This is a genomic window from Microbispora sp. CA-102843, from assembly GCF_050936215.1.
GTDB lineage: Bacteria > Actinomycetota > Actinomycetes > Streptosporangiales > Streptosporangiaceae > Microbispora.
In genome coordinates, this window is the sequence record NZ_JBNJNF010000001.1 from 294,858 (window position 1) to 308,385 (window position 13,528).

Below are 13,528 nucleotides of genomic sequence, written 5' to 3' on the forward strand. Positions count from 1 at the left end.
CATCGCCTCCCGCCGCGCCTCGCGTGCCGTGAAAGAAGCCGCGGTGTCACATCCGGGCGCCGGCGGGCTCGAGCGTGTGGATCCGCACGGCGTGCCGTACGCGCATTTCGAGTTCGTCCAGCTCGGCCGCGGTGGGCGCGTCGATGAGGAACGTCACGGCGCGGTCGTCGGAGCTGTGCAGCGGCCCGAGCTCGGCGCCCTGGTCCTTGAGCACGAGCACGGCGCGCAGGGTGGGCGGGTCGTCAGGTGCGCCGGGCTCGATCTCGGGCCACAGGCCGCCCTCGCCCACCCAGGCCGGTGAGATCCCCGGCCAGTCCACCGTCACGTCGCCGAGCCGTCCGGGCTCGTGCTCCAGGTAGACCTGCCGGGCGTACCGCCGCGGCGCGGGGTAGACGGCGGGCTCGCCGAGGGCGATGCGGATGATCTCCGGCTCCATCGGGGCGCCGGTCGCGAGCGAGTAGAGGATTGACAGGCCGTCTCCGGGGGTGCGCGCGGCCACCTCCATCAGGTAGGTCCGGCCCGCGCCGTCCACCCGCCACTCGGCGTGCGCGATGCCGTTCGCGAAGGCCAGCTGTTCGAGCATGCGCCGGTTGGCGTCGAGGATGATCCCGTTCACGTCCTCCAGCTCGTTCGGGACCGAGTGGGACAGCTCGACGAAGGTGCGGGTGCCCGACTCGGTCGTCTCCTTGCGGGTCACCGAGGCGAAGACGATCCGGCCGTCCTGCACCAGGCTCTCCACGGAGAACTCCTGGCCCGCCACCTTCTCCTCCACCAGCACCGTCTCGTGCGGCAGGTACGCGTCGAGCTGGGCGCGCAGCTCGGCCGCGTCGCGCACGGTCTCCACACCGGAGCTGGAGTGCCGGCTTGCGGGCTTGACCACTGCGGGGAACGACACGCCGGCGGCGGAGAACGTCGCACGCGCGGCCGGGGGGACGACCGCCGAGGCCGGGCTGAACTCCGGCAGGTACCACCGCTGGAGGTACTTGCTGCGGCAGGCGCGGGTGGCCCGCAGGCCGGGGGAGGGCAACCCCAGGGCGTCGGCGAGCAGACCGGTCGGCTCGACCAGCGTCTCGCCGACCGCGTAGACGCCGGCGATGTCGTAGCGATCCCGCCAGGCCCGTACGCCGGAGATCACGCCCGCGGTGAACGAGTTGTCCGTGTTGACGTCGCCGTCGGTGAAGGCGATCTCCTCGATGACCGAGGCCGGGTGCGTGGGATCGCGCATCTGGGCCAGCGCCTGCTCCCGCCAGGACGCCGGCGTGACCACGAGGATCCGCAGCCCCCGGCGGGACAGTTCGCGCAGATAAAGAGGGGCCCGGCAGATCACCAGGAATGATCCGGTAAGTACGAATGCTCGAGGTTTCACTTTCGTCACCGCCGTTTCTCGCACGTGCTCACAGGCACTTCGGAACGGACATTAGTTCCGCCATTTTCGGACGGTCAATGAAATTTCCCGATCATTCGGGATGGGTTGTTACCCGATAGGGGTGAACCGGGGTCGTCGGCAGCCCTTACCGCGGGGCGCCTCGGGGGCGCCTCGGGGACACCGAGAAGTCCGAGGTCATCCCGGATTGTCCGGCTGCGCTGTGGGGCCGTTAGGGGTTGTGAGAAATGTGCGCCAGATCGAATCCTGAATTAGCCCGACAGGGCCGGAACATCCGCGCACCCCGATTGGAGGGCTGTTCACATGGCTGGCAACGGCGCCGGAGAAGACGGTCTGGAGACGCTGCGGGCTTCGCTCGACCGTATCGACGAGTCGCTGCTCGACACGCTGCGCAGGCGCATCGAGTGCTGCGTGGAAATCGCACATTTCAAGCGCGATCACAATGTCCCGATGATGCAGCCCCACCGCATCGGCATCGTGCAGCGGCGGGCCGCCCGATACGCGCAGGACCACGGAATCGACCCCGACTTCCTGCGCCGCCTCTACGAACTCGTCATCGCGGAGACCTGCAGGGTCGAGGACCTGGTGATCGGCGATGTCGCCGCTCGGTGAACGCGGCGCCGGCGGCTCACCCGGCTATTCCGACACGGCTTGGAGGAACCCCGGAATGAGAACGATCCTGATCGACAATTACGACTCGTTCACCTACAACCTCTACCAGCTCCTGGGCGAGGTGAACGGGCAGCCCCCGGTCGTGGTGCGCAACGACGCCGACTGGTCCCAGGTGCCGATCCACGAGTTCGACAGCGTCGTGATCTCCCCGGGTCCGGGCCGGCCCGAGCGGGCCCGCGACTTCGGGGTGAGCGCGCGGGCCATCCGCGAGAGCGGGCTGCCCGTGCTCGGCGTCTGCCTCGGCCACCAGGGCATCTGCCACCTGTTCGGCGGGACCGTCACCCACGCGCCGCAGCCGATGCACGGCCGCGTCTCGCCGGTGCGCCACACCGGCGCCGACATCTTCGCCGGCCTGCCCTCGCCGTTCTCGGTCGTGCGCTACCACTCGCTGGCCGCCACCGACCTGCCGGACGAGCTGGAGGCCGTGGCCTGGACCGACGACGGCGTGGTCATGGGGGTCCGGCACCGCACCGAGCCCATCTGGGGCGTCCAGTTCCACCCTGAGTCGATCAGCAGCGAGCACGGCCGCGAGCTGCTGGCCAACTTCCGCGACCTCGCGCTGGCCCACCGCCGCGCCAGGGAGGAGAAGGCCGCCGCCGCCCGCTCGCCCTACCGGGTGCACGTGCGCATGCTGCCGCTGCTGCCGGACGCGGAGAGCGCCTACCGGGAGCTGTTCGCGGGCAAGGAGCACGGCTTCTGGCTCGACAGCAGCTCGGTGATCGAGGGGCTGTCTCGGTTCTCGTTCATGGGTGACGGCTCCGGGCCGCTCGCCGAGTACGTCACCTACCGGGTGGCGGAGGGAGCGGTGACCGTCCGACGCTCGGACGGACTCGGGCAGCAGGTCGTGCAGCGGATCGAGCAGCCGTTCTTCGAGTACCTGGACGAGCGGCTGCGTGAGCGCGCCGTGCCGGCGCCCGAGGGCCTGCCGTTCGACTTCAACCTCGGGTACGTCGGCTACCTGGGCTACGAGCTCAAGGCGGAGGCGGGTGGCCAGGCCGCGTACCAGGCCGAGGAGCCCGACGCGGCGCTGCTGTTCGCCGACCGGATGCTCGTGCTCGACGACGTGGAGGGCGTCTGCTACCTGCTCGCGTTGACGACGAACGAGGACGGCGCCCCGGCCGCCGGCGACGCGCTCGCCTGGCTGGACGAGACCACGGCGCGGCTGTTCTCCCTGCCGAGGCATGAGCCGGCCGAGCAGGTCGCGTTCGCGGGGGTCGGCATGACCGACCCGGCGATCGCCGACGCGGTGGAGATGCGGCACGACAAGCAGGGCTACCTCAGCCGGATCGGCGAGTGCCTGGAGGAGATCTACCACGGCGAGTCCTACGAGATCTGCCTCACCAACGCCGTCACCGTCCGCGCCGAGATCGACCCGCTGCGGACCTACAGCCACCTGCGGAAGATCAGCCCGGTGCCGTACGGCGCGCTGCTCGACTTCCCCGACGTCGCGGTGCTCAGCGCCTCGCCCGAGCGGTTCATGACGATCGGTCCCGACCGGGTCGCCGAGTCCAAGCCGATCAAGGGCACCCGGCCGCGCGGCGCGACGCCCGAGGAGGACGAGGCGCTCCGCCACGACCTGCTCAGCCGCGAGAAGGACCGCGCCGAGAACCTCATGATCGTCGACTTGATCCGCAACGACCTGAACACGGTCTGCGAGGTCGGGTCGGTGCACGTGCCCCGGCTGTTCCACGTCGAGACGTACGCGCCGGTGCACCAGCTCGTCTCCACCATCCGCGGCACGCTGCGCCCGGAGGAGTCGGTGGTGAGCTGTGTGCGGGCCGCCTTCCCCGGCGGGTCGATGACGGGCGCACCCAAGATCCGCACGATGGAGATCATCGACCGTCTGGAGGAGGGCCCGCGCGGCGCCTACTCCGGCGGGCTCGGCTGGTTCTCCCTGAGCGGGGCCACCGACCTCAGCATCATCATCCGCACCCTCGTCGCCACCCGGGACCGGGTCAGCTTCGGGGTCGGCGGCGCGATCGTGGCCCTGTCGGACCCCGAGGAGGAGTTCGAGGAGACGGTCGTCAAGTCCCGTGCCATGATCACCGCGGTGCTGGCCACCGCGGCCCAGACCGTGGGGGCCTGACGATGACTCGCGGGGACCACACGACGGACCTGCTGCGGCGCTGCGTCGTCGTCGGCGGCGCGGGCGCCGTGGGCCGCCTGTTCGCCGAGCACCTGCTGGGGTCGGGCGCCGAGGTGCTCGTCGTCGACCCCGGCGCAGCGGACGGCAGGCCGGCCAAGGAAACACAGGCCGGCGAGGCGAGGTTCCTGCGAGGCGACATCACGGACATCGGGCCCGATCTCGCCGAAGAGATCGGGCGGGCCGACCTGGTCCTGCTCGCGGTGCCGGAGCAGGTGGCGCTCGCGGCGGTGAAGCAGGTGGCCGCCGCGATGCGGCCGGGCGCGCTACTCGCCGACACGCTCTCGGTCAAGGGCCCGATCGCCGATGCGATCCTGGCGCACGCCGGGGACGTCGAGGCGGCCGGTCTCAACCCGATGTTCGCCCCGTCGCTCGGCTTCGCGGGACGGCCGGTCGCCGCCGTAGTGGTACACGACGGTCCCCGCGCGAGGGCGCTGCTGCGGCTGGTCGAGAGCTGGGGCGGCCGTGCCGTACGGCTCGGCGCGCACGAGCACGACCGGCTGGCCGCGGCGACGCAGGCGCTCACCCACGCGGCGGTGCTGTCGTTCGGGTTGGCGCTGGCCCGCCTCGGCGTCGGCGTCGCAGAACTGGCCGCCGTCGCCCCGCCGCCGCACGCCACGATGCTCGCGCTGCTGGCCCGGATCGCCTCGGGCACCCCGGAGGTCTACTGGGACGTCCAGTCGGCCAACCCGCAGGCCGCCGCCGCCCGCGAGGCGCTGGCCGAAGGCATACGCACGCTCGCCGGCCTCCTGGACGGCCGGGCGGACGGGGAGGCGGAGTTCGCGGCGGCCCTGGGCGGGCTGCGCGACCTCCTCGGCCCCGATCTCGACTTCTACCGCGACACCTGCGCCGAGATGTTCGGCGCACTGCCTCCCTTTGAGCACCCCCAGCCCCCCTACGAGCCCAGCCCCCCTACGAGCACGTCACCTCCCGTCACGACCGAAAGGTGAAATCGATGACCATCTCCCACGAGACCGTCCTCACGCCGGAGCAGCGCGCCAGGTTCGCCGCGGACCCGGACCTCGGCGGCGGCAACCTGCTGACGAAGGCCATCGAGGCCAACCCGCACCCGGAGCTGCCGTTCATCCACCTGGGCAGACCGCTGACCAACACCAAGGGTGAGCAGCAGACCGAGTTCAGCCTGCTCGAGCTGGACGAGCTGGCCCAGAGCTGGTCGGTGTGGTACCTGCGCCAGGGTGTGCGGCCCCGCGACCGCGTGGCCATCTACCTGGAGGACTCCTTCGCCTACTCCCTGCACTTCTACGCGCTGTCCCAGATCGGCGCGGTGGCGGTGCTGGTCAACAGCAAGGCGTCGCGGTACATCGCCACCGAGCTGTGCCGCCAGACCAACCCGGTCGGCATGTACACCGACATCGCCCACCTGGAGATCCTCGGCGAGGAGTTCCACCTGCTGCCCGGCCTGCGGTGGACGCAGGTGGCCGAGGAGCTGCCCGCGCCCCCGCCCGCCGTCTTGCCGCAGGAGGCCCGCTTCCGCCACGTCGGCGAGGACCCGGTCTCGATCCTGCACTCCTCCGGCACCACCGGGCGGCCCAAGCCGGTCATCCAGACCCACCGCTCGTGCGTGGCCGGGCCGCGCTTCCGCCTCGTGGACCACCACGAGCAGCCGGGCGCCGTGATGATGACCGCGCTGCCGCAGTCGCACCTCGGCTGCATCGCCTACACGACGTACGCCATGCTGGGCGGCACGCCCATCGTGCCCTGGTTCGACACCAGCGGCCCCGAGCTGGCCGAGGCCGTCGAGAAGTACCGCCCGACGACCGTCATGGCCTTCGGCCACGCGTACGCCGAGCTGGCGGGCGCGGACCTGCCGGCCGGGGCGATCGACTCGGTCAACGTCTGGATCTCCATCGGCGACGCGGTCCACGAGAAGCACATCAAGGGAATTCTGGCCAAGCGCGACCCGTCGCTGCCGCCGGCCGCGTTCTTCGACCGCCTCGGCACCACCGAGCTGGGCTGGGGCGTGCTGCTGAAGGTCCGCACGCTGGCCGACGAGCGCAACGACCGGTGCGTGGGCAAGCCGGTCGGCGTCGCCGAGGTCGCCGTGCTGCGCAGGGACGGCACGATCGCCGACGTCAACGAGGTCGGGCTGCTCGGCGCGAAGGGCCCGGCGATCACCGCCGGATACTGGAGCGACTCCGACACCACCTACCGCAGCAAGCTGTCGGGCTACTGGCTGACCGGCGACATGGCGTACCGCGACGACGCGGGCAACTACTTCCAGGTCGACCGGGCGGTGGACGCGATCGAGACCCCGAGCGGCACCGGCTACTCGGTCTTCATGGAGGAGCTGCTGCTCAACGACCTGCCCGAGGTCCTCGACTGCGCCGTCGTGGCGGGCATCCACCGCGGCCGCACCGTCCCGGTGGCGGTCGTGACGTCCAGCGCCGCCAGGCCGGACGCGCAGAAGCTGCTCAACGAGGCGAACGAGAAGCTGAAGGCCGCCGGTCACCCCGAGCTGACCATGCTGGAGGTCGCGCGCAACGAGGAGGACTTCCCGGTCGGCGTCACCGGCAAGGTCCTCAAGCGCCGGCTGCGGGAGAAGTACAGCTCGCTGTCCACCTACATCCGCGAGAACGGCGGCAAGACGCTCGGCACGATCCTCAACGACGTCTTCGTCTGATCCCGTCCGTCCGGCGCACCGAGTCCCCCGATCCGCATGCGGATCAAAGGCGATCCGCACCTGATCCGCGCCGCCGGGCCGGAGGTTCCCCCCCAAGGCCCGGCCCGGCGGCGCACACGCAGAAGACGCTGCCGCCCCGACACCACGAAGACCCGACCACACGGATGTGGAGGAGATTCCCATGACTGACGCCGAGCTGTTGCTGGTGTTCGACTCGACGATCGATCCGTCCGGCATCGCCGGATGGGCCCAGCACTTCGACTCCACGGGCACCACGGCCACGACGTACCGGCTGGGCGGGGCGGCCGTGATGGTGGCGCAGGGGCCCGGCACCCTGCTGCCCCTCCCGGACGACCTGCCCCGGCCACGGCAGACGGCACGGGCGAGCGGCGGCTTCCGGCTCGGCCGGCGCGAGCTGTTCCCCTCGGGCACGGCCGTGACCATCGGCTCCGCCGTGATCGGGGACGGGGACATCGCCGTCTTCGCCGGACCCTGCGCGGTCGAGAACCCCGGGCAGATGATGTCCACGGCCAGGGCCGTCGCCCGGCACGGCTCGGTCGGCCTGCGCGGCGGCGCGTTCAAGCCGCGCACCACGCCGTACTCCTTCCAGGGCCTCAAGTGGGCGGGCCTGGACCTGCTGGCGCAGGCCAGGGAGGAGACCGGCCTGCCGATCCTCACCGAGGTGGTCGACCCCCGGCACGTGGACCGGATGGCCGAGGTGATCGACGGCTTCCAGATCGGCACCCGCAACATGCAGAACTTCGAGCTGCTGACCGAGGTGGGCCGCAGCGGCATGCCGGCCGTGCTCAAGCGCGGCTTCGGCTGCACGGTCGACGAGCTGCTGACCGCAGCCGAGTACCTCCTCGCCGAGGGCAACAACCAGGTCGTGCTGTGCGAGCGGGGGATCAGGACGTTCGAGGGGGCCACCCGCTTCACCCTCGATCTGTCGGCAGTGGCGCTGCTCAAGCGGCGCACCCACCTGCCGGTGATGGTCGACCCCAGCCACTCGCTCGGGATCCCCGAGCTCATCGAGCCGCTCACGCTGGCCGCCGTGGCGGCGGGCGCGGACGCCCTGCTGGTCGACGTGCACGTCCAGCCCGAGCAGGCGCTGTGCGACGGCAAGCAGGCGCTGCTCCCCGAGGACTTCGCCCGGCTGATGAGCCGGCTGGAGATGCTCGCGCTCGGCCTCGGCCGCCGGATGGCCCCGGCCCCGGCCGCCGACTACTCCGAGATCCACGACGCCCTCACCTCCGACGTCGTCTAGTCCGGCCCGGCTGCGTACGAGTGCCGGTCAGGGAGGTGGAGCGATGCGCGCGGCGACGAGCACGCGCCAGGCGGACGCCGACAGCGGCGTCGGTGCCGTCGACACTCACTGCCCGTACTGCGCGCTGCAGTGCGGCATGACCCTCAGCCCGGCGGGCCGCGCCTCGGTGCGGGTGCGGCCCCGCGACCCGTCCGCGGGCGGACTGTGCCAGAAGGGCTGGACCTCCGCGGCCCTGCTCGGCTCGCCGGCCCGGCTGACCACGCCGCTCGTCCGGGACGGCGGGACCCTGCGCCCGGCGAACTGGGACGAGGCCCTCGGCCTGGTCGCCCGAAAGATCAAGGAGATCGTCGCGGAGCGCGGGCCGGACGCCGTCGCGGTCTTCGGCGGCGGCGGGCTCACCAACGAGAAGGCGTATCTGCTCGGCAAGTTCGCCCGGGTGGCGCTCGGCACCTCCCAGGTCGACTACAACGGCAGGTTCTGCATGTCGTCGGCGGCGGCCGCGGCGCACCGCGCCTTCGGCCTCGACCGGGGGCTGCCGTTCCCCCTGGCCGACCTGGACGGCGCGGACGCTGTGCTGCTCGCCGGGGCCAACCCGGCCGAGACGATGCCGCCGTTCCTGTCACACCTGCGCCGCGCCATGGACGCCGGGGGACTGATCGTGGTCGATCCCCGGCGCACCCCCACGGCCGAGCGTGCGGCGCTGCACCTCGCGCCGGCCCCGGGCACCGACCTCGCGCTGGCGCTCGGCATCCTCCACGCCGCCGTGGCCGACGGCCGTCTCGACCACGGGTACGTCGGCGACCGCACGACGGGCTTCGATGAGGCCTGGCGGGTGGCCGCCGCCTGGTGGCCCGAGCGGGTCGAGCGGGTGACCGGCGTCGCCGCCGCCGACCAGCGCAGGGCCGCCGCGATCCTCGCCGAGGCCGCGAGCGCCTACGTGCTGACCGCCAGGGGGGCGGAGCAGCACGCCACGGGCGTGGACACGGTCGGGGCCTGGATCAACCTGGCGCTCGCGCTGGGCCTGCCCGGCCGCCGTGGCTCGGGCTGGGGCTGCCTGACCGGGCAGGGCAACGGGCAGGGCGGGCGCGAGCACGGACAGAAGGCCGACCAGCTGCCCGGCTACCGGCGGATCGACGACCCGGCGGCCCGCGCGCACGTGGCGCGGGTGTGGGGGATCGAGCCGTCCGCGCTGCCCGGCCCCGGACGGTCGGCGTTCGAACTGCTCGACGCGCTCGGCACCGCCGACGGCCCCTCCGCTCTGCTGGTCTTCGGCAGCAATCCGGTCGTGTCCGCGCCGCATTCGAGCCGGGTGGGCGATCGGCTGGCCGCGCTCGACCTCCTCGTGGTCGCCGACATCGTGCTGTCGGAGACCGCCGGGGCCGCCGACGTGGTGCTGCCGATCACGCAGTGGGCCGAGGAGGACGGCACGCTGACCAACCTCGAAGGGCGCGTGCTGCTGCGCCGCCGCGCGCTGACCCCGCCGCCCGGGGTGCGCACCGACCTGGAGGTCCTGCACGACCTGGCCGTACGGCTCGGGCAGCCGTCCGAGCGCTTCCCCGCCGACCCCGAGACGGTCTTCACCGAACTGCGGGCGGCATCGGAGGGCGGCCCCGCCGACTACTCGGGCGTGACCTGGGACCGGCTCCGGGCCGGGGAGCGGCTCCACTGGCCTGTTCCGGTTGGGCCTGCTTCGATTGGGCCTGTTCCGGTTGGGCCCGTCCCCCGGCAGCCGGGGCATCCGGGCACGCCGCGGCTGTTTCTGGACCGGTTCGCCCATCCCGACGGGCGGGCCAGGTTCGTCGCCGTGGACCACAAGGGGCCGGCCGAGCCGCCGGACGAGGAGTTCCCCCTGTACGCGATCACCGGGCGGGTGCTCCAGCACTACCAGTCGGGCGCGCAGACCCGCCGGGTGGAGGAACTGCGCGCGGTCGTGCCCGAGGTGTACGTCGAGGTGCACCCGGACACCGCGCGGCGGGCCGGGCTGGACGACGGTGCGGCGGCGGCGGTCGTCGGCAGGCGCGGGCGGGTTCTCGCGAAGGTGCGCTGCGTGCCGTCGATGCGGCCCGACGTGGTCTTCCTGCCGTTCCACTTCCCGGGCGCCCAGCGCGCCAACCTCGTGACGAATCCGGCGCTCGATCCCGTCAGCCGGATGCCCGAATTCAAGGTCTGCGCCGTACGGCTGTCGCCGGCGGCGGAACGGGAGGACGGGTGAACACCAGGGTCGTGATCGCCGGCTACGGCATGGCCGGCGCCCGGCTGGCGGAGGAGATCCGCCGCCGGGACCCGGCGGGGGAGCGCGTCGCGATCGTCGCGATCGGGGACGAGCCGCACCTGCCGTACAACCGGGTCCTGCTGTCGAACGTGCTGGCGGGCGCGATGCCCGCCGAGTCGGTGCGGCTGCAGGAGGAGGGCTGGGCCGCCGCGCACGGCGTCGAGGTGCTGCGGGGCCGTGAGGTCGTCTCGATCGACCGCGCCGGGCGCGGCGTCGAGCTCGACGACGGCACGCGGGTCGGCTACGACGTGCTCGTGCTGGCCACCGGCGCCCGCGCGTGGGTGCCGCCCGTGGAGGGGCTGACCGACGACGAGGGCGGGCTCGTCCCCGGCGTGGCGACCTTCCGCACGCTGGACGACTGCGTCGCGATCACGGCCGGAGCGCGCGGCGGCGTGGACGTGGCCGTGCTCGGTGGCGGCCTGCTCGGACTGGAGGCGGCCAGGGGCCTGGCGACGCGCGGCAACATGGTCACCGTCGTCCACCCGGGCGGCCACCTGATGGAGCGCCAGCTCGACCGCGGCGCGGGCCACGTGCTCGCCCGGGTCCTGCGCGGCCTCGGCGTGCGGGTGCTGCTGAACTCGCGGGCGGCCCGCTATCTGCCCGGCGACGGGCTGAAGCTGGACGACGGCCGGCTGGTCCCCGCCGACCTCGTCGTCGTGGCGGCGGGGGTGCGCCCGCAGACCGCCCAGGCGTCGGCCGCCGGGCTCGCCGTCGACGGCGGCGTGCTGGTGGACGACGACCTGCGCACGAGCGACCCGCTGATCCACGCGATCGGCGACTGCGCCCGGCACCCCGGCACGGTGCCCGGCCTGGTGCAGCCCGCCTGGGAGCAGGCCGCCGCGCTGGCCGCGCTGCTCACCGGCACGCGGTCGCCGTATCGCGGCACGAAGGTGGTGACCAGGCTCAAGGCGAGCGGGGTGGACCTGGCCGCGCTCGGCGACGTGCACGCCGCGCCGGACGACCCGCGCGCCGAGGTGCTGTGGCTGAGCGAGCCGACCCGGGGCCGCTACGCCAAGCTCGTCGTCCGCGACGAGCGGGTCGCGGGGGCCATCGCGCTCGGCGTGCCCGACGCCGCCGCCACGATCACCCAGTTCTACGACCGCGGCCTGCCCGTGCCGCCCGACCGGCTCGCGCTGCTGCTCGGCCGGGCCATGCCGTACGGCGAGGGCGGGACCCCCGGCGGCGGGAACGCGGCGGCGCTGCCCGGGACGAGCGTGGTGTGCCGTTGCAACACGGTCAGCAAGGACAAGCTGGTCGCCGCGTGGCGGTCCGGGGCACGCGACCTGACCGCGCTCGCCTCGGCCACCCGGGCGACCACGGGCTGCGGCACCTGCACCGACACGGTGTGCGGCATCGCCCGCTCGCTCGCCCAGGCGGAGAAGGCAGAAGCCGCGGGGACGGCGCATGCCCAGTCCTGAGACCCCGACGCCGAACACGCTGACGAGGAGACCCGCATGAGCGAGACGAGGGCGGCTGCCCGGCGCGGCCGCGGCTGGATCGAGCACTGGAATCCGGAGGACGAGCAGTTCTGGGAGACCACCGGCCGCCGGGTGGCCCGGCGCAACCTGATCCTGTCGGTCTTCACCGAGCACCTGGGCTTCGCGATCTGGGTGCTGTGGTCGGTGGTGGTGCTGAGCCTGCCGGCCGCCGGGCTGCCGATGAGCGTGTCGGAGTCGTTCTGGCTCGTCTCCGTGCCCAACCTGGTGGGGGCGGCGATCCGGATCCCGTACACGTTCGCGGTGCCGCGCTTCGGCGGACGGGTGTGGACGACGATCTCGGCGGCGCTGCTGCTGGTGCCGTCCTCGCTGCTGGCGTTCGTCGTGCCGAGCGGCTGGCTGGCCGCGCAGGACCACGACACGAGGTTCTGGGTCCTGCTCGCCTGCGCCGCCGTGGCGGGCGTCGGCGGCGGCAACTTCTCCTCCTCGATGGCGAACATCTCGTTCTTCTATCCCGAGCGGCGCAAGGGCTTCGCGCTCGGGCTCAACGCGGCGGGCGGCAACCTCGGCGTCGCGGTCGTCCAGCTCCTGGTGCCGCTGGTGGTCGTCGCCGGCGTGCCTGTGGCGGCGTCGGGCACGCGGGTCCACCTCGCGTACGCCGGCCTGATCTGGATGCCGTTCATCGTGGTCGCCGGGGTCGGCGCCTGGCTGTTCATGGACAGCCTCGCCGAGGCCAAGGCCGATCCCCGGTCGTACGCCGCGGCGCTGCGGCACGGGCAGACCTGGATCGTGTCGCTGCTCTACATCGGCACGTTCGGCTCGTTCATCGGGTTCTCCTTCGCGCTGCCGCTGGTGACCAGGACGACGTTCCCCGAGTTCCTCGCCCAGCACCCGTTCGTGCGCGACTACCTCGCCGGGCTCGGCTTCGTCGGGGCGCTGGCCGGGTCGGTCGCCCGGCCGCTCGGGGGCCGGCTGTCCGACCGGTACGGCGGGGCCAGGGTCACGCTGACCGTCTTCGCCGGGATGGTCGTGGCGACCGTCGCGGCGGCGGCCGGGGTGATCCGCCACGACTTCGGCCTGTTCTTCTGCGCCTACCTTGTCGTCTTCGCCTGTTCCGGCGTGGGCAACGGCTCGACGTACCGGATGATCCCGGTGATCTTCGGTGAGCTGGGGCGCAGGGAGGCCGCCAGGCGGGGCCTCGACCCGGCGCTGACCGCGACGGACTACAAGCGCAGGGCCGCGGCCGTGATCGGCATCGCCGGGGCGATCGGCGCGTTCGGCGGGTTCCTGATCCAGCAGGTGTTCCGCCTGGCGAGTCTCGACGCGGCGAGCGCGATGAAGGGCGTGACCGGCGCCGCCGCGGCCCGCGTCGCCCAGGAGCACGCGGGATGGTCGCTGCCCGCCCTGTGGATCTTCGTCGGCTCCTACGTGCTGCTCGCCGGGCTCACGTGGTGGGTCTACCTGCGGCGCGGACTGAGCCGTGCGCCGAGCTTCGCCTACGCCCGGGTGTGAATTTTCGTAGCACCCCGGCGTAACCAAAGTTGTAGGCCGTCTGCCCCTTCCGTCATTCGGCCTGGTCATTAGGGTGCGCGGCCGTTGTGGGGCCCTGTGCCCGTGCCTAACGTGCTGGTCAGAGGGCCTGCGAAACGGCTCGTACGGGATCTGGAGGGATTTCGATGGCACGTCGCATCCGCCTGAGCAAGCCGACCAGGAAGC

Annotated in this window: 9 protein-coding genes; 8 read left to right on the plus strand and 1 reads right to left on the minus strand. The window is 72.7% G+C overall.

What is annotated here, in order from left to right:
* Nucleotides 1-46: 46 nt before the first annotated feature.
* Nucleotides 47-1,327, minus strand: a complete 1,281-nt coding sequence (locus ACQEVJ_RS01495; protein WP_433096347.1) for an ATP-grasp domain-containing protein — start codon at nt 1,325-1,327, stop codon at nt 47-49.
* A 360-nt stretch (nt 1,328-1,687) separates the two neighbouring features.
* Between ACQEVJ_RS01495 and ACQEVJ_RS01500 the strand changes: the two genes are divergently transcribed.
* From ACQEVJ_RS01500 to ACQEVJ_RS01535, 8 genes are all read left to right on the plus strand, one after another.
* Nucleotides 1,688-1,996, plus strand: coding sequence for a chorismate mutase family protein (locus ACQEVJ_RS01500; protein WP_433096349.1), 309 nt, complete (start codon nt 1,688-1,690; stop codon nt 1,994-1,996).
* Nucleotides 1,997-2,051: 55 nt separating this feature from the next.
* Complete coding sequence (pabB, locus tag ACQEVJ_RS01505; RefSeq protein ID WP_433096351.1) at nt 2,052-4,142, plus strand: aminodeoxychorismate synthase component I; 2,091 nt, start codon at nt 2,052-2,054, stop codon at nt 4,140-4,142.
* Between the two features lie 2 nt (nt 4,143-4,144).
* Nucleotides 4,145-5,149, plus strand: a complete 1,005-nt coding sequence (locus ACQEVJ_RS01510; RefSeq protein ID WP_433096353.1) for a prephenate dehydrogenase/arogenate dehydrogenase family protein — start codon at nt 4,145-4,147, stop codon at nt 5,147-5,149.
* Between the two features lie 5 nt (nt 5,150-5,154).
* Nucleotides 5,155-6,840: a class I adenylate-forming enzyme family protein gene (locus ACQEVJ_RS01515; RefSeq protein WP_433096355.1), complete on the plus strand. Its 1,686-nt coding sequence runs from the start codon at nt 5,155-5,157 to the stop codon at nt 6,838-6,840.
* A 181-nt stretch (nt 6,841-7,021) separates the two neighbouring features.
* Nucleotides 7,022-8,104, plus strand: a complete 1,083-nt coding sequence (gene aroF, locus ACQEVJ_RS01520; RefSeq protein WP_433096357.1) for a 3-deoxy-7-phosphoheptulonate synthase — start codon at nt 7,022-7,024, stop codon at nt 8,102-8,104.
* A 43-nt stretch (nt 8,105-8,147) separates the two neighbouring features.
* Complete coding sequence (locus ACQEVJ_RS01525; RefSeq protein ID WP_433096359.1) at nt 8,148-10,316, plus strand: molybdopterin oxidoreductase family protein; 2,169 nt, start codon at nt 8,148-8,150, stop codon at nt 10,314-10,316.
* On the plus strand, nt 10,313-11,794 hold the full coding sequence (locus ACQEVJ_RS01530) for an FAD-dependent oxidoreductase (protein WP_433096361.1): 1,482 nt from the start codon (nt 10,313-10,315) through the stop codon (nt 11,792-11,794). Before ACQEVJ_RS01525 ends, ACQEVJ_RS01530 begins: the two co-directional genes overlap by 4 nt.
* Nucleotides 11,795-11,830: 36 nt before the next feature.
* Nucleotides 11,831-13,324 (plus strand): MFS transporter, encoded by a 1,494-nt coding sequence (locus tag ACQEVJ_RS01535; RefSeq protein ID WP_433096363.1) that lies wholly within the window; start codon nt 11,831-11,833, stop codon nt 13,322-13,324.
* Nucleotides 13,325-13,528: the final 204 nt, after the last annotated feature.